The following is a 22,593-nucleotide window of genomic DNA, read 5'->3' as shown; positions in this document are numbered from 1 at the left end:
TCCGCCCCGGAGACCAATCAGCTCAGTTCATCCAGTTGGTGCGCGGGCAGAACTGCACGCCCGGGATGTCGGCTACGCCGTCCTGGTCGGAGTCGACGTCCCCGTCGAGCGTGGAGTAGATGTCGAGGGAGTTGACGTTGATCTTGCCGTCGCCGTCCCAGTCGACCAGCTTGCCCTTGAACGTGCCCACGATGAACGCGTTGGCGAGCGGCCCCGTGGGGGTGTCCAGGGTGCCGAGGATGCTGTTGCCCGGGAACAGCACCTCCTCCAGCGAGCTGCCCGCCATGGTGTCGAAGTTGACGTAACCCCAGGTGTGCACGCGGCCCCGGACGTAGCGGATGGCCGACTCGCCCTTGATCTGGATCTGCGGGTCGAGGGTCCACTCACCGCTGCGCTTGGCCGCGACCATCTCGTTGCGGTGGCCCAGGCTGTCGTCGTCCGCGCGGCCGGACAGGAAGACCGGGCGCAGACCGCGGGACTCGAAGTAGAAGCTGCCCCGACCGGCGTTGGCGTGGTTCGTCAGACCCCGGAACACGAAGTTCTCGGTGTGCGGCGAGCCGTCGTCGTGCAGGCCGGAGAGCGTCTTGCTGATGATCAGCTTCTGGTTGCGGGTGTCCACGTTCGGGCACGCGTGCGCCTGCCCGTAGCTTCGGGCGAGTCCCTGCGGGGACAGGGAGATCTTGCCCCAGTTGCGGCCCGTCTCGTCCAGGGCGACGTAGACGTCGCAGTGGATGTTGAGCAGGATCGTCTCGTCGAAGGTCCGGTCGCCGTCCCAGGTGAACGACCGGTTGTCGAAGGCCGGCACGCCGGTGCGCAGCTCGGAGCTGAACAACCGCGCCCACTCGCCGACGTCCGCGTCGTCGTCGTCGATGTGCCGCTCGATGACCTGCAGGGCCCGCGGGCCGCCGATCTTCTCCAGCGCCCACAGCGCGTTCCACCGCACCTCGCGGTTCTCGTCGCTGGCGATGCTCTCGGCGATCAGGTCGATCGTCCCGGTCAGCCGGCGGTCCATCGCCTGGTACAGCGACTGCTCGCGAACCATCGGGTCCGGGTGGTGCAGCGCCTCGTACGCCACCTGGTCGTCGGTGCGGATGTCGAGCCGGACGGCGTCCCGGTCCAGGATGTCGCCGAACTCGCTGTTCAGCAGCGCCGGGTCACCCTTGAGGTAATGCTCCCACTGCGGCGCGCGGTCCCGGCCCCCGGTGGACAGGCCGATGGATTGGAGCGTCATTTTCGTGATCACCCTTTCATCTCTGGTGATTGCGGTGCCTGTGTTATGCGTGCGGCGGATCCCGATGCGGAGCAGTCATCGGGGGTTCCGCCTCGGATGGCGAATACGGGCACCGGCTGCAGACCGAGTGCGAACCATTCGCGACCTCATTGCCGGTTCAGGATTCGGGCCGCAGGCGAAGAACCATGAAGCCGCCCGGTGGCGGCCGGCTCCGCTGGCCGCTGCTCCACATGCCATGGCCCCGCCTGCGGTGGTGCCCCTCCAGGGTTGGCAGCGCGGCAGCGCGGCGTCAACCGTCCGGCGCAGCGCAGCAAGAACGCGTAACTGCGAATGCCGGAGAACTGCGAAGTCTTGCTCTCCTGCATTCGAGAAACCCGGTCGGGGGTCGTTGCGAACTATTGTTCCCCCCGTCGTCGAGGTCGGGAGAAAGCGGTGCGGGAATCAATGTTCGTACGATTGTCACTCGTGGTCCGGGCGGGAACGGTCGCCGTCCTGCTGGCCGGCTGGACCGGCCGGCTCGGCGCCCGTTTGCTGGTCGACGCGTTGCGCCGGACCGGTCCGGGCGGCGCCGGCCGGGTCGCCCCGCGGGAGCGGGTGGCGGCCACGCTCACCGATGCCGTCGAAGGGCTCGGCCCGGCTTACGTCAAGCTGGGACAGGTGCTCAGCACCCGGTCCGACGTGCTGCCTCCCCGGCTCTGCCGGAGCCTGTCCCGGCTGCACGACCGGGTGTCACCGCCGTCCGACATCGCTGCGGTCGTCCGGACCGTGCCGCCGAGGTTGACCGGCTCCGTCGTCGGGGAGGCGTCCGGGCTGACCCTCACGGCGGCGGGCAGCATCGCCTGCGTCTTCCGCGCACGGCTCAGGGACGGCCGCGAGGTGGCCGTCAAGGTGCGGCGGCCGGGAATCGACCGGACCATGAGGCTCGACCTGGCTCTGGTCGGCGCCGTCGCCCGCGCGGTGGGCCGGCTGCCGGCGCTGCGCCGGGTTCCGCTGGCGGAGATCGTCGACCAGGTCTCGGCGGCCGTGTACGAGCAACTCGACTTCGTCCGCGAGGCCCGGTCGCTGACCCGGTTGCGGGAGAACCTGCACACCCTGCCCGATGTCCGGGTGCCGGCCGTCGTGCCCGAGCTGTCCAGCCGCACGGTTCTGGTGACGGAGTGGATGGACGGGCTGGTACGCGACGCCCAGCCGACAGGCGCTCGCCGGACGGCGGTGCTCAACGGGCTGCGGGCCGCCTACCAGATGCTCTTCCGGGACGGCTTCGTCCACTGTGACCTGCATCCGGGAAACCTCTACCTGATGGCGGACGGGACGGCGGTGATCGTCGACGCGGGCTTCGTCCGCTGTCTGACCGACTTCGCGCGCCGTACCTTCGCCGAGTTCTTCTACCACCTCGGCCGCAACGACGGGCGACGCTGCGCCGAGGTCCTGCTGTCGACGGCCCGGGCGCCCGGCGGCGGGTACGACCGGGACGGCTTCCGGGAGGACGTGGTGGCGCTGGTGGCCCGCAACAGCTCGGTCGCGGCCGCGGACTTCGACCTGGTGTCCTTCGCGGCCTCGCTCTTCGCCATCCAGCGCTCCCGCGGCCTGTACGCCGACCCGCAGTTCGTCTTCCCGATCCTCGCCCTGCTGGTGCTCGAGGGCTCGGTGCGCGAACTGGCGCCGGACATCGACTTCCAGGCCGAGGCGGTGCCCTACGTGCTCCGCGGACTCCAGGAGACGGCCTCCCTGACCACGCGCCCCTGACCCACGCGCCCCTGATCCACGCGCTCCGAGAGGAGACCGGAACATGGAAACCCACGAGCACGTCGACGCGGTGGTCGTCGGCTCCGGATTCGGCGGCTCGGTCGCCGCGTACCGGCTGGCGGAGGCGGGCCGCCGCACCGTGGTGCTGGAGCGCGGGCGGCCGTACCCGCCGGGCAGCTTCCCGCGTACGCCGCAGGAGATGGGCCGGGCGTTCTGGGATCCGAGCGAAGGGCTGTACGGCCTGTTCGACGTGTGGACCTTCCGGGGACTGGAGTCGGTGGTGGCCAGCGGCCTCGGCGGCGGCTCCCTGATCTACGCGAACGTCCTGCTGCGCAAGGACGAGCACTGGTTCGTCACCGAGGATCCGGTGCCCGGCGCCGGCCATGAGAACTGGCCGGTGACCCGGGCCGACCTGGACCCGCACTACGACCGGGTCGAGCGGATGCTGGGCGCCAGCCGGTTCCCGGCCGACCGTCCGCCGTACCGCTCGGTGCCCAAGGCGGCGGCGATGAGGACGGCAGCCGAACGGCTGGGACTGGCGTACCAGTACCCGCCGCTCGCGGTCAGCTTCGCTCCGGGGCCCGGCGCGGAGCCGGTCCCGGCCGCGCTGATCGCCGAGCCGGCGTACGGCAACCTGCACGCCGCGCCGCGCCGCACCTGCCGGTTGTGCGGAGAGTGCGACATCGGCTGCAACGACGGCGCCAAGAACACCCTCGACCACACCTACCTGTCGGCGGCCCGGTGGCACGGCGCGGAACTGCGGACCCGCGCCGAGGTCCGGACGATCCGCCCCCGGCGCGGCGGCGGGTACGAGGTCCGGTATCTCGTACACGACCCGGCCGACGAGGACCGGCGGATCGACGGCCGCGCCCGGCCGGGCAGGACGATCACCTGTGACCGTCTGGTGCTCGCCGCGGGCACGTACGGCACCACGTACCTGCTGCTGCGGAACCGGCACCGGCTGCCCGCCGTCGGCCCGGCACTCGGCACCCGGTTCAGCGGCAACGGTGATCTGCTCGGGCTGATCCGACCACCACGTCGCGGCGACGCCACCCGCTTCTCGGCCAGCCGCGGGCCCGTCATCACCACGGCCATCCGGGTGGGGGACGCGCACGACGGGGACGGCTCTCCGGGCCGCGGCTTCTATCTTCAGGACGGCGGCTATCCCGGGTTCGTGGACTGGCTGGCGGAGTCGTCCCGGCTGTCCGGCGCCCCGGCCCGCCGGCTGCGGTTCGCTGTGGACTGGCTGTCGGCCCGGCTCACCGGCTCGCCCCGCAGCGGTCTGGGCGGGGGACTGGCCCGGCTGCTCGGCGACGGCCGGCTCTCCGCCGGCTCGCTGCCGCTCCTCGGTATGGGACGGGACGTGCCGGACGGCGTGTTCCGGCTGCGCGGCGACCACCTCGACGTGGACTGGACGACCCGGACCAGCGCCGGCTATTTCGCGGCGGTCCGGTCCACGATGCGAGCGGTGGCCGAGGTCCTGGGTGGCCGCTACACCGACAACCCCGCGTGGTGGCTGCGCCGGGTGGTCACCGTCCATCCGCTCGGGGGCGCGCCGATGGGCCGCCACCGGGGGGACGGGGTGTGCGACGGGCACGGCCAGGTGTTCGGTCATCCCGGGCTCTACGTGCTCGACGGCTCGGCGATGCCCGGGCCGGTGGGTCCAAATCCGGCGCTCACGATCGCGGCGGTGGCCGACCGGGCCCTGGACCGGCTGCTGGGGGAGCCGGCGGGGCGGTAGCCCTCGGTCCGCGGTCGGGACCGGCTGCACTCGACCCGGCGAGCCGACCGGCGGCGGCCACTAATCTGTTGCCCGACGCGGCAGGGACTGCCTAGATTGCCGATCATGCACGACATCGACGGGTATGCCGGATGAGTGGCCGTCTCCGCGAGATCGCCGGGCAGACGGTCGCGATCACCGAAGCCGGACGCTATCGCAACAATGCCGGCGAGGACATCGCGATCGAAGCGGCGGTACGCGCCGCCGTCGCCGGCACCCGTGAGCACCTGCCGGACGAGGTCCTCCACGTCGACGGCGCGAAGCCCGGCACCGGCGACCTGGAGGTGACGCACGAGTCGACGTTGCAGGCGGCCCGCCGGCTCGGGCCCGGCGCGGCGTGTCTGGTGTTCGCGTCGGCGAAGAACCCGGGCGGCGGGTTCCTGGGCGGCGCGAAGGCGCAGGAGGAGAGCATCGCCCGCGCGTCCGCGCTGTACCCGTGTCTGCTCGCGGCGCCCGACTTCTACGCCTTCCACCGGGCGCAGCGGGATCTGCGGTACAGCGACCGGGTCGTCTACTCGCCGGGCGTGCCGGTGTTCCGGGACGACAAGGGCGACCTGCTCGACCAGCCGTACACGACGTCCTTCCTGACCGCGGCGGCGCCCAACCTGGGCGCGATGGTGCGCAATCAGCCGGAGCACGCCGCGGACGTGCCGGCGGCGCTGGGCCGGCGCGCCCGGCGGGTGCTGGAGGTGGCGGCCGCGCACGGGCATCGGACAGTGGTGCTGGGCGCGTGGGGGTGCGGGGTGTTCCGGAACGACCCGGCGACGGTGGCCGGTGCGTTCGCCGACGCGCTCCGGGTGGTCGACCGGTTCGACCTCGTGGTGTTCGCCGTTCGTGACGGGTTGCCGGGCACACCGGTGTACCGCACGTTCGCGGAACGCTTTTCGGTAGGTTCGTCGCATGAGTGACGACACCTTCCGGTCGGTGGAGATCGAACGCACCAGCGTGGGCAGATACGTCGCGCGCAACGCCCGCGGCGGCGAGCTGTCGATGGGTACGGGGGAGGACGCGACCTTCACGCCCGTGGAACTGCTGCTGGCGGCCCTCGGCGGCTGCACCGCCGTGGACGTCGACCACGTGACCAGCCGGCGCGCCGAACCGACCCGGTTCGCCGTCACGGTGAGCGGCGACAAGATCCGTGACCCGGAGGCCGGGAACCGGATGGAGAACCTCACCGTCACGTTCGCGGTGACGTTCCCGGACGACGCGGACGGTGACCGGGCACGAGAGGTGCTGCCGCGTTCGCTGCGGCAGTCGCACGACCGGCTCTGCACCGTGTCCCGCACTGTGGAGCTGGGCACTCCGGTCTCCATCGTGGACGCGAACGACCCGGGTCCGGCCGACCCGCGCTAAGCCGGCGACGCGGCTCCGGCGTGCGGCCGGAGCCCTGTCAGCAGCTCTGTTAGCGCTAACTAACCGCCCGCGCTGTGAGACGAGTGCGCCGTGATGTGACGTCGGGCGGGAGCGGAAATCAGCGAGACCTTGACAGATATCGATGTTATCGACAACATGACCGGTAACCCGGACGTAACGCCGCCGCCATCATCCTTCGCCCCCGATCGTGCTTCCGGGAGCCGGAGGCGGCCGAGCGCAGGAGGTTTCGGTGACAGGGACCGCTCGGACGACGCGTACGGCCGCGGTCGTGGTCTCGGCGGCGGCCGTCCTCGCCGCGGGGGTGGTGGCAGGGATGCCGCCGGCGTCGGCGGCGACAGTCGACACGTCCGCGTCGTACGTCTTCGTGAACCGGCACAGCGGCAAGGCGATGGACCTGTACGACTGGTCGACCGCGGAGAACGCGCCGGTGAACCAGTGGACGCGCAACGACCTCGCGGTGCAGCAGTGGCAGTTCGTGGACGCCGGCGGCGGGTTCTACAAGGTGCGGTCCCGGCACAGCGGAAAGGTGCTGGAGTTGCCGGACGGCGGCGACGGCACCCAGCTCGTGCAGAGCACCGACCGCTCGTCGGCCACCCAGCAGTTCCGGTTGCAGGACTCCGCGGGCGGGTTCGTGCGGTTCGTGAACCGGCAGTGGAACAAGGTCGTCGACGTGTGGCAGTGGTCGACCGCCGACGGTGGCTGGCTGGCCGGCTACACCGATCTCGACGGCGCCAACCAGCAGTGGCAACTGATCCGGCTGGGCGGCGGCACACCTACCACACCGGCGCCCACGACCCCGGCACCCACCACCCCGACGCCCGCCTACCCGCAGCCCGGCCGGGTGACCGGGGACATCGGCGTCCACGACCCGACTGTGGTCAAGCGACCCGACGGCACCTACCTCGTCGCGCACACCGGTGACGGCATCGCGCTGAAGACCTCCGCCGACCGGATCGCCTTCCGCAACGCGGGTGCCGTCTTCCCCGGCGGGGCGCCGTGGACCACCACGTACACCGGGGGAGCGCGCAACCTGTGGGCGCCGGACCTGTCGTACCGCGACGGGCGCTACCACCTGTACTACTCGGCGTCCACGTTCGGTTCCAACCGCTCGGCGATCTTCCTGGCCACCAGCACCACCGGGAACTCCGGGAGCTGGACCCACGAGGGGCTGGTCGTCGAGTCGCGGACCACCGACGACTTCAACGCCATCGACCCGAACCTCACCGTCGACGACCAGGGCCGCTGGTGGCTCACCTTCGGCTCGTTCTGGTCCGGCGTCAAGATGATCCCGATCGACCCGGCCACCGGACGCCGGCTCGGCACCGCCCTGTACGCGCTCGCGAACTACGGCCCCGGCATCGAGGCACCCGTCCTGGTCAAGCGCGGCGCCTGGTACTACCTGTACGTCTCGTTCGACAGATGCTGCCAGGGCGCCGCCAGCACGTACCGGATCATGGTCGGTCGCTCGGCGATCCCCACCGGGCCGTTCGTGGACCGCGCGGGCCGGGACATGCTCGCCGGGGGCGGCACGCAGATCCTGGCCTCGCACGGCAGCGTGCACGGCCCCGGCCACCAGGCGGTCCTCGCCGACACCGACGGCGACGTCCTCTTCTACCACTACTACGCCGAGAACGGCGCGTCGCTGCTCGGCGTTAACCGCATCGGCTACGACGCCGCTGCCTGGCCCTACGTGTACTGAACCGGCCACCAGGGAGGGCGCGCATGTCGCCTCGTCACCTTCTCCACCCGGCCCGCCGCACGGCCGCCGACCGGGCCCGTACCGCCGACCCGGCCCGCCGTCGTCTGCGGCCGATCCTGGCCGCGGTGCTCGCGATGCTCACCGCGTCCGCCGGTCTCGCCGCGCCCGGCCCCGCGCAGGCGGCGCCCGCGGTGAACTACGCCAACCCGCTGGTCGACCAACGCGCCGACCCGCATATCGTCAGGCACACCGACGGCTACTACTACATGACCGCGACGGTGCCGCAGTACGACCGGATCGTGCTCCGGCGGGCCACCACGCTGCAAGGGCTGACCACCGCCACGGAGACGACGATCTGGCGCCGGCACACGAGCGGCGAGATGGGCGCCCACATCTGGGCCCCGGAGATCCACTTCATGAACGGCAGGTGGTACGTCTACTTCGCCGCCGGGCGGACCGACGACGTGTGGCGGATCCGGATGTACGTGCTGGAGAACGCGAGCGCGAACCCGCTGACCGGCTCGTGGACCGAACGCGGCCGGATCACCACCCCGTGGGACACCTTCAGCCTGGACGCCTCGACGTTCGTGGTGAACGGGGTGCGGTACCTGACCTGGGCCCAGCAGGAACCGGGCATCGCCACCAACTCCAACGTCTACCTCGCCCGGACGGGCGCCGAACCGTGGCAGATCACCGGCCCGGTGGCCCGGCTGGTCGTGCCGGCGTACGACTGGGAGACCCGCGGTTACCGCGTCGCCGAAGGACCGGCTGTGATCCAGCGCAACGGCCGGGTCTTCCTCACGTACTCGGCCAGCGCCACCGACGCGAACTACTGCCTCGGCATGCTCACCGCGTCGGCCGGCGCGAACCTGCTCGACCCCGCCTCCTGGAGCAAGAGCCCGACCCCGGTGTTCGCGAGCAACGCCGCCACCGGCCAGTACGGCCCCGGCCACAACTCCTTCACCGTCTCCGAGGACGGGCAGAGCGACATCCTGGTCTACCACGACCGCAACTACCGGGACATCAGCGGTGATCCGCTCAACGACCCGAACCGGCGGACCCGGATCCAGAAGCTGTACTGGAACGCCGACGGCACGCCGAACCTCGGCATCCCCGTACCCGACGGCGCCACACCGGTCCGGTTGCGCTCGCACGATCTCCCGGCCGCCTACGTCCGGCACTACGACTACCGGGCCCGGGTCGAACCGAACGTCACCAACCTCGCCGACTCGCAGTTCCGCCTCGTCCCCGGTCTCGCAGGCGCCGGATCGGTGTCGCTGGAGTCGACGAACTTCCCCGGTTACTACCTGCGGCACCGGGCCTTCGCTCTCTACGTCGAACGCGACGACGGCTCGGCCCTGTTCGACGGCGACGCGAGCTTCCAGCGCCGACCGGGCCTGGCCACGACCGAAGGGCTCTCCCTGGAATCGCAGAACTACCCCGGCCGGTACGTCCGCCACCGGGACGGACTGCTCCAGCTCGAAACGGTGGGTACGGGCGCGGACCGGGCCGCGGCCACGTTCCACCTGGAGTAGGCGCCCCGACAACCGCTGCGCCGGACTCGGCGTACCCCTTTCTCGGAGGTCGAACGATGCTCAACCCCGCAGTGACGTCGCCGCCCGGCGCCCGCCGGGGCCGGCGCGCCGGCCTGGCGCTGACCCTGGTGGCGGCGCTGGCCGCCGCGATCGGCGTGGCAGTGGTGGCCGCGCCGTCGGCGCAGGCGGCCACCATCGACACCAGCGCCTGGTACGTGCTCGTCAACCGCAACAGCGGCAAGGCCCTCGACGTCCGGGACACCTCGACCAGCGACGGCGCGGCGATCCAGCAGTGGTCCCGCAACGACGGCGAGTGGCAGCAGTTCCAGTTCGTCTCCTCCGGCAGCGGCTACTACCGCCTCCGTGCCCGGCACAGCGGCAAGGTGGTCGACCTGTGGGAGTGGAACGTCGCGGACGGCGCGGAGTACCGGCAGTGGCCCGACCTCAACGCCGCCAACCAGCAGTTCCAGGTGCGCGACTCGGACGGCGGCTACATCCGGTTGATAAACAGGCACTCCGGCAAGGCACTGGAGGTCTGGGAGAGGTCGACCGCCGACGGCGCCCGGGTCAGCCAGTACGCCGATCTCAACGGCACCAACCAGCAGTGGCAGATGGTCCGGGTGGGCACCGGCGGCACGCCGACCACGCCGCCGCCGTCCACCGGGTGCGGCAGCGGCTCCTACCAGGCCGAGGCCGTGCTGAACGGCGGCACCTGGACGGCGCGCAACGGATCGTCGACCGTGTACTCGGGCGGGGACATGCTCGCCGCGATGCAGGCAGCGGTGAACTCCCTGCCGGCGGGACGGACCGCGAAGCAGCGGGTGGTGGTGCGCGGCTCCGGGTCGATGAGCGCGGGGTCGCGGTTGTCGCTGCCGTCGTACACGACGCTCGCGGTCTGCGGCACGATCAACGTGACCGGCTCGGGGTCGGGTGACTATGCGCCCGTGTACTCGCGCGGGACCACCGACGTCGAGGTGCAGAACCTGACCCTCACCGGGGCGCCGCTGTACGGGATCTTCATGCGCAACGTGAACAACCTGACGCTCGGCCAGATCGACATGCGGCTGTCCGGCGGCCTGGGGGTGCGGATCGACAACCACGGCGGCGACCGGGCGGTCAAGGTGCGCAACGTGCGGATCGACACCGTGTACGTGTCGGGGACCGGCGCGCACGGCGTGGAGACGTACGGCGTGGACGGCCTGACGATCGGCACCGTCACCGCGCGCAACACCGGCTACTCCGGCCTGCTGCTCAACGACACGATCAACGCCACAGTCGGCACCGTCGACGCGCAGGGCGCCGGCACCGGAACCGGGTACGCGGCGTTCCGGATGGCCAACCGCAACGGCCGGGTCGGCAGCTCGTACCCGACGAACATCCGGGTCGGCACCGTGATCGCGTCCGGCGGTGGCCGGGGGGTCTTCTGCGTGTCGGAGTCCGGCGGCGCGGTCATCGACCGGGTGACGATCTCGAACACCGGAAACAACTCGATCCTCGTGGAGAACTGCTACAACGTCACGATCGCCGGGGTGTCCGGGACGGTGACGGGCGGCGGCGAGGTGCGGATCGCCTCGCGGACCGAGTTCCCGATCTCCTCCGGCATCCGCTTCCAGAACCTGACGGTCACCAACACGAACATCACCCAGAGCCCGTGCGGCGGGGCGAACAACACGATCAGCAACGTCACGCGGGTCAACTCGACGCTGACCTGGTGCTGACGGTCCGGCTGCCCCGCAGCGCCGGTGGCGCGCGGGGCAGCCGGTCAGGCCCGGGGCAGCACGCCCAGCAGGGTCGCGGTCAGGGCCATCGTCAGCGAGTCCGCCATCTCCAGGTGCAGGCGGGCCAGTTCGGGCTCGGCCCGGTAGGCCGCCGCGAGGCTCGGCGGCGGTGTGCTGTACGCCGACAGCGCTCCCGCCAGAACCATGGTCTGGAGGCTGAACAGCATCGCGTTCCCGCCCAGCTCCGGCAGGTATTTCCGCATCAGGTCGGTCATGGTCGCCAGGCGGTCCAGGGAGGCGCGCTTGTAGCGGGCCACGACCTCGACGGAGACGTTGTGCTCCAGGACGCTGCCCTGTGCCCCGAAGAGGTCGCACATCACCGATCGGCGGGCGAGCGAGCGGCTGACGACCCCGGCCACGGCGGTCGCCCGCTCGGCCATCGGCAGGTTCGCGTCGACGCCGTCGGCCAGCTCGTCGGCCAGCTCCGTCAGCCACTCCCGCAGGTAGCGGTCCAGCAGCTCCAGCAGCACCGCCTCGCGGGACTCGAAGTAGCGCAGCACGTTCGGCTTCGCCAGGCCGACCCGGCGGCTCAGCTCGTTCAGCGTGACGGCGGCGACAGGCATCTCGTCGAGCATCGCCGACGCCACGTCGAGGATCGCCCGCCGGCGGATCTCCCGCTGCTCCTCGGTCCGGGCCCGCTGGAAAGTCACGCCCGCCAGCCTAACTTGAGTACCTCCGGTACGTTGACAACGTACCGGAGGTACCTTAGCGTCTACGGCACAAGATACTTCCGGTACTTTAGGTGGAGGCGTGGCATGGGCGAGACGTGGACGACGGCGGACATCCCGGACCAGCGCGGGCGGGTGGCGGTGGTGACCGGGGCCAACACCGGACTGGGGTACGAGACAGCGAAGGCACTGGCCGAGCGCGGCGCCTCGGTCGTGCTCGCCGTCCGCGACGTCGGGAAGGGCGAGCGGGCCGCAGCCGGCCTCACCGGCGACGTGAGCGTGCAGGCGCTTGACCTGACCTCGCTCGAGTCCGTCCGCACCGCCGCGGCGGCGCTGCGGTCCCGGTTCGACCGGATCGACCTGCTGGTCAACAACGCCGGCGTGATGTACACCCCGAAGCGGACCACCCGGGACGGCTTCGAACTCCAGTTCGGCACCAACCATCTCGGCCACTTCGCGCTCACCGGGCTGCTGCTGGACCTGATGCTGCCGGTGCCCGGCTCACGCGTGGTGACGGTCAGCAGTACCGGCCACCGCATCCGGGCCGCGATCCACTTCGACGACCTGCACTTCGAGCGCTCGTACGGCCGGGCCGCCGCCTACGGGCAGTCCAAGCTGGCCAACCTGATGTTCACGTACGAGCTGCAGCGCCGGCTCGCCCCGTACGGCACCACTGTCGCGGTGGCCGCGCACCCCGGCATGTCCAGCACCGAACTCGCCCGCAACACCCCGGCGGCCCTGCGGCTCCCGCTCACCTGGCTCGCGCCGCTGATCACCCAGACACCCGCGATGGGCGCGCTGCCCACGCTGCGGGCCGCCACCGACCCCGCCGTGCTCGGCGGCCAGTACTACGGCCCCGGCGGACGGTACGAGGTGAAGGGTCACCCCCGGCTGGTCACCTCCAGCCCGCAGTCGTACGAGGTGGCTGTCCAGCAGCGGCTCTGGGCCGTCTCCGAGGACCTCACCGGCGTGCGGTTTCCCGTCCGGTCCGGTCCGCACCCGGTTACCGCCGCCGCGGCCGGCATGAGGTGACAGCGGCCCTCTGTTCCGCGTTCGGCAGCGCGGGGCGGGCCGTCTTTGTGACGCTTCGATGGTGGAGATACCCGGCGGCGACAGAGGCGTCGAGCTGCGCATCCACGGGGTGTCCGGTGCGTCGGCGGAGACGATCGTCGACCATCCGATAGTGGTGCGTGTGGCCGGCGACGGGCACGCCGGGTTCTACCGGGTCCGGGAAGGGCTCGGCTCGGCCGGCGGCGCGACTGCCGGGGTGGTGGTGGAGGCGTACCGGTGGGGAACCCTGACCGCCGGGGTGGCGGTGCGTACGGCGTCGATGCTGGTGCTGCTGCCGTTCATGCTGAGCAACCTGGCGGTGTGGATGCGTTCCACGCCGGTGGACCGCTGCGGCCTGCTCGGCGGGCTGTGCCGCCTGCTGGCCGGATCCCTGACCGTGGCGTTCACGCTGGCGCTGGTCGGGGTCACCATGAACCTGACCGGCTGGCAGTGCGTCCCGTACGCCGAGTGCCGGGAGGGGAGACCGTACCTGTCGTGGCTGGTGGCGTTGCCGATCGGCCCGCGCCTGGCCGTGCTGGCACTGGTCCCGCTGCTGGCGCTGCGGGTGTTCTGGGCCGTCGGGAAGCGGTCGGCCGCCGCTTTCGAGGGCTTCGGCTCGGCCCCGCCGCGCGGGCGGTTCCTGGAGTCCACCGGGAGTCTCGCCGCCCCCGGGGTCTGGCACGACGAGCAGATGACCTCGTGGCTGCGCCAGATCCACGTGGGTCTCGGTGCCGGCACCGTCGGCGTCAGCCTCGTCGTCGCGGTGTCGCACGGCCGGTGGGGCGCCGTCGCCGTCGGGCTGCTCGGCCTCACCGCCGGGCTCGTGGTCCTCTGCGCCGTGCTGCTGACAGTGACGGTCCCCGCCGGGCGGGCCGGGCCGTTGCGCCGCGTGGTCTGGATCCTGGTCGCGGTCGCCACCGTGTCGAGCCTGGGGTACGCCGTGTCCCGGCGGGAGGTGCCCGTGCCGGCCGGGCAGATGCCCGGCTACGAGGGCGCCGTCGCCGGTCTGGTCGCGGCGCAGGGCCTGATGCTGGTCCTGATCGCCGCGGTGACGCTCGTGCGCCGGCGCGCCCGGCCGGCCGGTTCCCGCGCCCTGCTCCGGGGGCTCGGCACACCGCTGGTCGCCGCCATGTCGGTCACCGTCGCCTCGGCCTACACGGCCAGTCTCGTGTTCCGGACGGCGGACCAGCTCGACCGGGGCCGCATCCCCGACCCGATCCGGAACAACCCACCCGCCCTGGGCCCGCTGGAACCACCCGTCGGGTACTGGTGGGCGGCGCTGGCCGGGCTCGCCGCTCTGCTGGTCGTCAGCGCGGCGATCGCCGTCACCCTGCCGGTGGCCCGGCGCCGGCGGAGGGCGTACGCGCGGCACGTGGTCGAGCACGACTATCCCGACGCGCCCGCCGAGGCGACACCACGACTCGACGCGGTCCGCTCGACGATCGCCCGGTCCTTCGTGACCGACGAACTCGGGCCGACGTTCGTGGCGTTCTTCGTGATCTCCTCGGTCGGGCTCGCCACCGTCGCGCTCGACCTGATCGGGATCGGCCCGACCCAGCTCGTCGCCCGCCTCGGCCGCCGGCACGACACGCTCGCCGTGCTGACCGCGTACGTGACGGACGTCGGCATCTGGGCCATCAGTCTGCTCGTCATCGGGCTGCTGATCCTGGGCTACCGGGCGTACCGGTCGCCGGAGACCCGCCGGCTCGTCGGCGTCCTGTGGGACCTGGGCACGTTCTGGCCGCGTACGGTGCACCCGTTCGCGCCGCCGTGCTACGCCGCCCGCGCCGTACCGGAGCTGGCCCGGCGGGTCTCCGCGCTCGCCGCGCAGGGCCCGGTGGTGATCTCCGGACACAGCCACGGCTCCGTCCTGGCCGCCGCCACCGTCCTGCAACTGCCGCCGGAGGCCCTGCCCCACGTCGCGTTGCTGACCCACGGCAGTCCACTGCACCGCATCTACGCCCGCCTCTACCCTGCCTATCTCGGTGAGGAGGCGCTGCGCGACGTCGGCGACCGGATCGGCTGGCGCTGGCGCAACCTGTGGCGCGACACCGATCCGATCGGCGGCCCGATCTTCGCCGACCCGGGTCTGCGGGCCCACCTGCCCCCGGCCGCCGGGGCGGTCGACGTCCGGCTGCGGGATCCGCGCAGCGTCGTCGTGGAGGCGCCGGACACCGTGCCGCCGCCCGTCGAACGCCACTGGCACTACCACACCGAGCCGGAGTACCGGGAGGCCGTGCGGGAACTCGTCGACGACATCCGGGCCGGTGCCCCCGGCTGAGGCCGCCCCGCGTACCGCCGCCGGCCGCCGCGACTGTGGCGCTCACAGCAGCCGGCGGCGGGTCAGGAGCCGGAAGGCCAGATACCCCGGCGGTACCGGGAGCCAGAACGTCGCGAGACGGTAGATCAGGGTGCCCGCGACGGCGGCGTCCAGTGGCACTCCGTAGAGCAGCAGCCCGGAGACGAGCGCGGCCTCGGTGGCGCCGAGCCCGCCGGGGGTGGGCGCGGCGGACGAGACGCCCTCGCGGACGAGGCAGACCAGGATCACCGGGGGCAGGTGCGCGAGGGGGAGCGGGCCGGTGGCGAGAAGCGCGAGGTAGAGACAGAGGCCGTAGGTGAGCGTGAGCGCCGTGGACGCGACGACGAGCCACCACAGGCCGTGCTGACGGGTCAGGGCGCGCAGGGCGGTGACGACCTGGCCGGCCGCGTCGCGTCCGCGCCGCCGGAGCCGTGGCGCGGCGAGGACGGCCGCCAGGACGAGCAGCACAGCCAGGGCGCCCAGCAGCAGCGGTATCGCCCTGGTCGCGTCATGGGTGAGGATGCGGGCGGGCCGGCGGGCGAACGGCAGCAGCACCGGCAGGAGCAGCACGACCGACACCGCACCGGCGGCGCGGGAGACACCGACGGCAGTGGCCGCGTCGGCGGTGGTGAGTTTTCTCTGGTGCAGGTACCGCAGGCTGAGCGCGGCGCCGCCGAGGCTGCCGGGAGCCAGCCGGTTGGCGAACGACGCGGCCACCTGCACCAGGGTGGCCTCGCCCAGCGGAATCCGCTTGGCCGCGGCGAGCCGGAGCACGGCGCCGCTGAGCAGGTAGGTCAGGGCTGAGCCGAGCAGCGCCGCGGCGACCGCGAGCGGATCGGCGTGCAGGATCAGACGCGCCGCGGTGCGTATCTCGCCGAGCTGCGGGAGCAGCAGGTGCACGATCAGCCCCAGGATCAGCAGCTCCAGGACGGTGCGGCGGTTGAACCGGACCACCTTCGCCGCCGGGCGGTCGCGGTCGGGGCAGCGCCGCACGATCTCCTGACGGAGGCTGTCGAGCATGCCGGGACGGCCGCGCAGGGCGCTGCGGCCGGCGCGGGACAGCACCGCGGGTTGCAGGAACGGCACACTGTCCGCGACCGCCGCGGCGCCCAGACGGTCGACCGCGGCGGCGACCACAGCGGCGGGGTCCACCCGCGTGGACAGCGCGACCATCAGCTCGACGACGTCACGGGCCCGCTGGTCGGCCGGGGCGTCGTCGGCGGCGAAGCCCAGGTCCACCAGGTAGACGTGGTCCCGGCCGACGAGCACGTTCGCGGCGCGCAGGTCGCGGTGTGCGATGCCGGCCCGGTGCAGGCGACCCACCTGGTCCCACGCGTCGCGCACGGCGGCGGGCGGGACCGGTCCGACGACGGCGTGCAGCGGGGCGGCGTCGATGAACTCCTGCACCAGGACGGCGTCCCCGCCGGACATCGCGGCGGTCGTGACGACCGCCGGGATCCGCACGCCCCCGCGCTCGGCCAGCAGGGTCATGCAGGTTTCGTGTTCGCTCTGCTGGCGGGCGCTGAGATACGGGGGCGCGTCGGCCACGTGCCGGTACCGCGCCCGGCGGTAGAGCTTGTAGGCCCAGTCCGCGTCGCGTTGCTCGCCGCCGGTCACCTTGACGAACAACTGCCGCCCGCCGGTGGTGACCGCCCGCCACGGCTGCGAACCCCGGGCGTCACCGTGGATCGGCGTCAGCCCTGCCACGTCGATCCCGCGTCGCCGCAGCGCCGCCCGCAGGGCGGGCACCGACCGCTGCGGCCCGACCTCGCCGACCACGAGCCGAGTCACGCAGACCGCGAGCCAGCCGACGAGGAACCCGCCGAGCACGTCGACCGGCAGGTGCGCCCCGACGTGGATCCGGGCCCCGGCCACCAGGGCGATCGCCACCCAGGCCGCCCGGCGCCACCGGGTGCCCCCGGCCCGCGCCGCGACGAGCGCCAGGGCGGTGGCGACCGCGACGTGTCCCGAGGGGTATCCGTACCGCCCGATGATCGTCTCCCGCAGGACCACATCGGTGAGCAACGCCGCCGGCCGCTGCCGGGCGACCGCGGCCTTGGCGGCGACCGCGAGCCAGTACGCCAGGTTCCCGGCCAGCAGCAGGCTCCACGCCGTGCCGATCCGGCGGGCCAGGACGGCCGCGGTGGCGGCGACGAACACCGCCGGGTAGGAGCCGAGCTGCATGACCAGGACCAGGACCGGAGTCAGCCCGGCGGGAAGGTGGTTGAGGAGGGCGAACAGGTCCCGTTCCCAGGGCGGCACCCGGCGGCTCCGGACGGCCGCGCTCAGCGCTGCCAGCAGACCGGTCGAGGTGGCCAGGCTGACCAGCAGGGCGGGCGACGGGCGATGCGTACGCGCTGCCACCGGTCCTCGGCCGCCCCTCAGTCGGCGCAGATGCCTGCTGTCGATCCGAACCCTACGGATCGCCGACCCGGCGGATGCTCCGGTTCGCCACCGGTCAACCCGTTGGGGGCGACGATCAGGTGGTGGTGGACACGGCGGTGGAGACGCTCGTCGGGCTGCCGCCGGTCCTCGTCCTGACGCTGGTGATCGTCCTGGTGGCCCACGGTGGCGCGCTGCCGCTGTGGGCGGTGGCGGCCGCCGGTACGGCCCGGGTGCTCGCCCGCGCTCCACGGGTGCTGCGCCGGCGCCTCGACATCGCGCGGGCCCGCCGATGAACTGTGGCGTCAGCCGCGACCACGTACCAGGGGCAGGAACACCTCGTCCACGATCTCGACCAGCACCTCGTCGGGGACGGACGGGACGCCGCGCATCGCGTACTCGGCGCGCAGCAGCATCATCGGTACCGTCGCCACCCGGTGACGGACGGCCGCCGCAGGCGCCTCGCCCCGGGCCGCGGCCCGTTCCAGCATCCCGATCCACGCACGGTCCATGGTGTCGGCGCCGGATCGTTCGCGCATGAGCGTGAGCAGCTCCGGATCGTCGGCCGCGGCGGCGAGCAGGCCGCGCAGGACGGCCCCGTGCGGCGACGACCACGTCTCGTTCGCGAGCCGGAGCATCTCGAGCGCGTCGCCTCGCAGCGTGCCCGTGTCCGGATTCGGCATGGCCGCGTCGGACAGGTGGCGGTACGCCGCGACGCCGAGCGCCGCCCGGTGCGGCCACCGGCGGTAGATGGCGTTCTTGTTGGTTCCGGCGCGGGCGGCCACCCGGTCCATCGTCATCCCCGCGTATCCGGACTCGCGTAGTTCCTCCGCCGCGGCCCGCAGGATCGCCTGTTCCAGTTCCTCGCCCCGTCGCCTCCTGCTCATAGCCTTGCAGGGTACGCGCCGTACCTTATAGGGTACGCGTCGTACCCTAAGAGTGGAGTTCTCGATGCGCGTCTTCGGCATGAACTACGACACCGGCTTCGTCAGCGCCGGATCCACCACCCACGAGCCGTTCGACCCCGACGTCGTGCGCAGCGACCTGCGTGTCATCCGCGACGAGCTGCGCTGCGACGCGGTCCGCGTCACCGGCGGCGTGCAGGACCGGCTGGAGCTGACCGCGCGGCTGGCGGCCGAGGCGGGGTTGGAGGTGTGGTACTGCCCGTTCACCAACGGCCTGGACCGCGACGGCCTCATGGCGTTCCTGCTCGACGGCGCCGAGCGGGCCGAGCGGCTGCGGCGTGACGGCGCCCCGGTCGTCTACCTCACCGGTTCCGAGATCCCCCTGTTCACCGACGGTTTCCTGCCCGGCCGTGACCTGACCGAGCGCATGGCGGTGTTCACCGACCCGATGCGGATGCGGGAGGCGGTCCCCGCCGCGCGGGCGGCGGTGCGCGACTTCCTCGCGGAAGCGGTGCCCGCGGTGCGGGAGCGCTTCGGCGGCCCCGTCGGGTACGCCTCGATCCCGCTCGAGGACGTCGACTGGACGGCCTTCGACATCATCGCCAGCGACGCCGGCTATCGTGACGCGACCAACTCCGCGGTGTTCCCGCAGTCCCTGGCGGCGGCCGTGGGGCAGGGCAAGCCGTACGCGGCGACCGAGTTCGGCTGCTGCACGTTCCGCGGCGCGGCCGACGTCGCGGGCGCGACGGAGCCCGTGGCCTACGACGAGCACGGCCGTGCGGCGAAGCTCACCGCAGAGCTGGAGCGCGACGAGGAGGGCCAGGCACGCTACCTCGTCGACCTGCTGCGCGACTACGAGGCCGGCGGGGCGGAGGCGGCGTTCGTGTACACGTTCGCGAACCGGCACCTGCCGACCACCGGCGACCCCGAGCACGACTACGACCTGGCGTCACGGGGGATCGTGCGCGTGCTGCCGGACGGCTCGTGGACGCCCAAGGCCGCCTTTCACGCCCTGGCCGAATACGGCCGCGTCCGTGCGCTGAGCCGGACCGAATTCGGTGGTGACGATCGCGGCGGACGGGCAAGGTAGGACTGCACGCCGGCGGCGAGCGCCGCCACCACGACTGTCACCAGGAGAGACAATGCGAGCAGCTTCCACGCTTCGGACCCTTGCCCGTCCTACCGTGGAGCTCCGCCTTGGCCCTGTTGAACCTCGGAATCGTCGCGCATGTTGACGCCGGAAAGACCAGCCTGACCGAACGCCTGCTCTACGAGGCGGGCGCCGTGGCCGAGCCGGGCAGCGTCGACGCCGGCACGACCCGGACCGACTCGATGGAGCTGGAACGCCGCCGCGGCATCACCATCCGGGCGGCCGTCACGTCGATCACCATCGGCGACCTCAGCATCAACCTGCTGGACACCCCCGGCCACCCCGACTTCATCGCGGAGGTCGAGCGGTCGCTGGCCGTCCTCGACGCCGCGGTGCTCGTGGTGTCGAGCGTGGAGGGCGTCCAGCCGCAGACCGTCGCCATCTGGCGGGCGCTGCGCCGCATCGGCGTACCGACTGTGTTCTTCTTCAACAAGGTGGACCGTGGCGGCGCCGACGTGGACCGGGTGACGGCCCAGGTGCGGCAGCGGCTCGGGGCGCGGCCGGTCCTGCTCACCACTGTCACCGGCCAGGGCCGCCGCGAGGCCCTGGTGCATGCCGTGGACCTCGACGCCGAACCCGTGGTGGCGGAGGTGGCCGAGGTCGACGACGCGGTGGCGGCACGCTGGCTGACCGACCGGCCGGTACGTGTCCGCGACGTCCGCCGGGCGCTCCGCCGCGCGGTACGAGGCGCCGAGCTGGTCCCGGCGGTGTGCGGCTCGGCCATCACCGGCGCCGGGGTACGCCGGCTGTGCGACGTCCTGGCCGACCTGCTCCCGTACGGCGAGGCGCGGGACGGTCCGCCCGCGGGCACCGTCTTCGCCGTCGACCGGGACGGGCACGGCCGGCGCGTCTGGCTGCGGTTGTGGTCCGGGCGTCTGCGGGTGCGGGACCGGGTGCAGCTCGCCGGCGGTCGTCCGGAGCCGGTCACCGAGATCGCCGTCATCGAGCCCGCCGGCGTGCTGGTGCGCCGGTCGGTCTCGGCCGGGCAGATCGCGGCGGTACGCGGGGTGTCGGCCCGGATCGGCCAGCACATCGGCGACCCGCCACGGCGGCACGGCTACCGGTTCCCGCCACCGACCCGGCAGGCGGTCGTCGAGCCGGTCGACCCGGCGCAGCGCCTGGCGATGTTCGCCGGCCTGGCCGAGCTGGCCGACGAGGACCCGCTCGTGGACCTGCGCCTCGACGAGCAGCAGGCGGAAGCGGTGATCCGCCTGCACGGCGAGGTCCAGAAGGAGGTCCTCGCCGCCCTGATGGAGGACCGGTACGGCGTCCGGGTGCGGTTCTCCGGCACGCTCACCGCCTGCATCGAACGGGTCGCCGGCACCGGCGCCGCCGAGGAGCGGTTGCGCGAGCGCGGCAACCCGTACCTGGCCGGGCTGGGGTTGCGCATCGACGCCGCACCGGCCGGGCACGGCATCGAGTTCCGTCCCGGGATCGAGCCGGGCCGGCTGCCGCCGGCCTTCGTCGCCGCCACCGAGGAGGGCGTGCGGGCCGCGCTGCGGCAGGGCCGGCACGGCTGGCCGGTCACCGACTGCACTGTCACCATGACGGCGTCCCGGTACTGGCCCCGGCAGAGCCGGCCGCACCAGAAGTTCGACAAGTCGATCTCGACGGTGGCGGCGGACTTCCGCAACCTCGCCCCGGTCGTGGTCGTCGCCGCGCTGCGGCAGGCCGGTACGCGGGTGTGCCAGCCGATCGAGGGGTTCGACGTCAACCTGCCCCGGCACGCGGTCGAGACGGTGCTGGCGCTGCTCGGCCGGCTCGGCGCGGTCGTCCACGACACCGCAGTCGCTGGCGGCTACCTGGAGGTGAGCGGCACCCTGCCGTCCGCCCGGGTGCCGCGGGTCGTCGCCGCCCTGCCCGACCTCACCGGCGGCGAGGCGGTGCTGACCACCACCTTCGACCACTACGCGCCGGTCACCGGCGAGGAACCCCCGACACTGCCCCGGCGCGGACCGGACCCGGACGACCGGGAGGCGTGGTTCCGGGACGTACCGAGGTAGGCCGCGCCGGGCGGCGACGGGAGCGTTGCGGCGATAGGATCACCGGCGCCCGCCGCCGCCCGTACCCGTTGGAGCCCCGCTGTCAGCGCAGCCGGTCACCCACCTCGCCCGGCGTGTCCGCCGGGTGCTGACCGCGGTGTGCCTTCTCGTCGTTGCCGGGTTGCCCGCAGGGTCGTCGGGCGCCGGCGCCGCCGGCGCGGGGACGCTGCGGGTGCTCCAGATGAACCTCTGCAACAGCGGCCGGGCCGGCTGCTACACCGGCCGGGCCGTCCCGCAGGCCGCCGACGTCATCGCCGCGGAACTGCCCGACGTGGTCACGCTCAACGAGATCTGCCGCGACGACGTGGTGACGCTGGGGCGGGCGCTGCGGGCCGCCCGTGCCGGGGGCACAGTGGTGTCCGCGTTCCAGGCCGCCGGTGACCGCCCCTCCGGCGGTCCCACCCGGTGCAACAACGGCGAGCCGTACGGGATCGGGCTGCTGACCCGCCTCGACGACCGCGACGACCGGCCGTCGGTGCACCGGGGGACCTATCCGGCGCAGGACCTCGCCGACCCCGAGGAGCGGGTCTGGCTCTGCGTCCGGGCCGGCGGGCTGCACGCGTGCACCACGCACCTGGCGAACACCAGCGGCCAGGTGGCGCTGGCCCAGTGCGGGCAGTTGCTCGGCACCGTCGTGCCGGGCGTCCGGGGCGACGCCGTCGGCGCGGCGACCGTCCTCGGGGGTGACCTCAACCTGCGGGCCGGAGGCATGCCGGACGTGCGGTCGTGCGTGCCGGTGGGCTACCGGCGGATCGACGACGGCGGCCGCCAGCAGATCCTGGCGTCGAGCGGCGTGACGATCTGCTGCCGCCGGTCGGTGGACATGCGCGGGGCGACCGACCATCCGGCGCTGCTGGCGACCATGATCCGCTCGTGGCCGGTGCCGCCACCGGGACGGTACTGACCGAGGTCTCCGGACACGCGGCGGATTTGGTCCGCCGTCCGTGCAACTTC

The 22,593-nt window shown here is 72.8% G+C and carries 17 protein-coding genes; 13 read left to right on the top strand and 4 right to left on the bottom strand.

The annotated features are described in order from the left end of the window. Positions 1-22 precede the first annotated feature (22 nt). The gene (locus tag BFV98_RS07450) at positions 23-1,231 is read right to left on the bottom strand and encodes a HEAT repeat domain-containing protein (RefSeq protein ID WP_013285685.1); all 1,209 of its coding nucleotides are present in this window, start codon (positions 1,229-1,231) and stop codon (positions 23-25) included. 465 nt (positions 1,232-1,696) lie between these two features. On the opposite strand from BFV98_RS07450, the gene BFV98_RS07445 reads away from it, so the two are divergent. The 7 genes from BFV98_RS07445 to BFV98_RS07415 all read left to right on the top strand — a co-directional run bounded on the left by BFV98_RS07445 (position 1,697) and on the right by BFV98_RS07415 (position 11,083). After that, a complete protein-coding gene (locus BFV98_RS07445) occupies positions 1,697-2,977 on the top strand; it encodes an AarF/ABC1/UbiB kinase family protein (RefSeq protein ID WP_255368056.1) in 1,281 nt (426 codons plus the stop codon). A 43-nt stretch (positions 2,978-3,020) separates the two neighbouring features. Then, positions 3,021-4,718, top strand: a complete 1,698-nt coding sequence (locus BFV98_RS07440) for a GMC oxidoreductase (protein WP_071095596.1) — start codon at positions 3,021-3,023, stop codon at positions 4,716-4,718. A gap of 131 nt (positions 4,719-4,849) precedes the next feature. Then, a complete protein-coding gene (locus BFV98_RS07435) occupies positions 4,850-5,665 on the top strand; it encodes a TIGR02452 family protein (protein ID WP_071095594.1) in 816 nt (271 codons plus the stop codon). Next, entirely contained in the window at positions 5,658-6,110 is a 453-nt protein-coding gene (locus BFV98_RS07430) for an OsmC family protein (RefSeq protein ID WP_071095592.1), read from the top strand. Before BFV98_RS07435 ends, BFV98_RS07430 begins: the two co-directional genes overlap by 8 nt. Positions 6,111-6,360: 250 nt before the next feature. Next, positions 6,361-7,830, top strand: a complete 1,470-nt coding sequence (locus BFV98_RS07425; RefSeq protein ID WP_071095589.1) for a family 43 glycosylhydrolase — start codon at positions 6,361-6,363, stop codon at positions 7,828-7,830. 23 nt (positions 7,831-7,853) lie between these two features. Continuing rightward, a complete protein-coding gene (locus BFV98_RS07420) occupies positions 7,854-9,365 on the top strand; it encodes a family 43 glycosylhydrolase (RefSeq protein ID WP_071095587.1) in 1,512 nt (503 codons plus the stop codon). 56 nt (positions 9,366-9,421) lie between these two features. Continuing rightward, on the top strand, positions 9,422-11,083 hold the full coding sequence (locus tag BFV98_RS07415) for an RICIN domain-containing protein (RefSeq protein ID WP_071095585.1): 1,662 nt from the start codon (positions 9,422-9,424) through the stop codon (positions 11,081-11,083). Positions 11,084-11,127: 44 nt separating this feature from the next. Here BFV98_RS07415 and BFV98_RS07410 read toward each other — a convergent pair whose 3' ends face one another. Next, entirely contained in the window at positions 11,128-11,793 is a 666-nt protein-coding gene (locus BFV98_RS07410; protein ID WP_047890671.1) for a TetR/AcrR family transcriptional regulator, read from the bottom strand. Between the two features lie 105 nt (positions 11,794-11,898). Between BFV98_RS07410 and BFV98_RS07405 the strand changes: the two genes are divergently transcribed. Both BFV98_RS07405 and BFV98_RS07400 read left to right on the top strand, forming a co-directional pair. Then, positions 11,899-12,843: an SDR family NAD(P)-dependent oxidoreductase gene (locus tag BFV98_RS07405; RefSeq protein ID WP_071095583.1), complete on the top strand. Its 945-nt coding sequence runs from the start codon at positions 11,899-11,901 to the stop codon at positions 12,841-12,843. A gap of 58 nt (positions 12,844-12,901) precedes the next feature. Then, positions 12,902-15,142, top strand: coding sequence for a hypothetical protein (locus BFV98_RS07400; protein ID WP_071095581.1), 2,241 nt, complete (start codon positions 12,902-12,904; stop codon positions 15,140-15,142). Positions 15,143-15,184: 42 nt separating this feature from the next. Here BFV98_RS07400 and BFV98_RS07395 read toward each other — a convergent pair whose 3' ends face one another. Next, entirely contained in the window at positions 15,185-17,524 is a 2,340-nt protein-coding gene (locus BFV98_RS07395) for a lysylphosphatidylglycerol synthase domain-containing protein (protein WP_071095579.1), read from the bottom strand. A 122-nt stretch (positions 17,525-17,646) separates the two neighbouring features. Here BFV98_RS07395 and BFV98_RS07390 point away from each other — a divergent pair, with 122 nt between their 5' ends. Then, positions 17,647-17,838 carry a hypothetical protein gene (locus tag BFV98_RS07390; protein ID WP_143025315.1) on the top strand — a complete coding sequence of 64 codons (192 nt, stop codon included), beginning with the start codon at positions 17,647-17,649 and terminating at the stop codon, positions 17,836-17,838. A 9-nt stretch (positions 17,839-17,847) separates the two neighbouring features. On the opposite strand, the gene BFV98_RS07385 is transcribed toward BFV98_RS07390, so the two are convergent. Continuing rightward, on the bottom strand, positions 17,848-18,429 hold the full coding sequence (locus BFV98_RS07385) for a TetR/AcrR family transcriptional regulator (RefSeq protein WP_013285698.1): 582 nt from the start codon (positions 18,427-18,429) through the stop codon (positions 17,848-17,850). 52 nt (positions 18,430-18,481) lie between these two features. On the opposite strand from BFV98_RS07385, the gene BFV98_RS07380 reads away from it, so the two are divergent. The 3 genes from BFV98_RS07380 to BFV98_RS07370 all read left to right on the top strand — a co-directional run bounded on the left by BFV98_RS07380 (position 18,482) and on the right by BFV98_RS07370 (position 22,543). Then, positions 18,482-19,537: a hypothetical protein gene (locus BFV98_RS07380; RefSeq protein ID WP_255368053.1), complete on the top strand. Its 1,056-nt coding sequence runs from the start codon at positions 18,482-18,484 to the stop codon at positions 19,535-19,537. A gap of 107 nt (positions 19,538-19,644) precedes the next feature. After that, positions 19,645-21,600 (top strand): translation factor GTPase family protein, encoded by a 1,956-nt coding sequence (locus tag BFV98_RS07375; protein WP_071095573.1) that lies wholly within the window; start codon positions 19,645-19,647, stop codon positions 21,598-21,600. A gap of 124 nt (positions 21,601-21,724) precedes the next feature. Further along, positions 21,725-22,543 carry an endonuclease/exonuclease/phosphatase family protein gene (locus BFV98_RS07370; protein ID WP_030268772.1) on the top strand — a complete coding sequence of 273 codons (819 nt, stop codon included), beginning with the start codon at positions 21,725-21,727 and terminating at the stop codon, positions 22,541-22,543. Positions 22,544-22,593 lie beyond the last annotated feature (50 nt).

The organism is Micromonospora sp. WMMB235 (assembly GCF_001855515.1).
GTDB lineage: Bacteria > Actinomycetota > Actinomycetes > Mycobacteriales > Micromonosporaceae > Micromonospora > Micromonospora aurantiaca.
The sequence above is the reverse complement of the archived record's forward strand: the minus strand, read 5'-3'. Positions and strand labels throughout refer to the sequence as shown.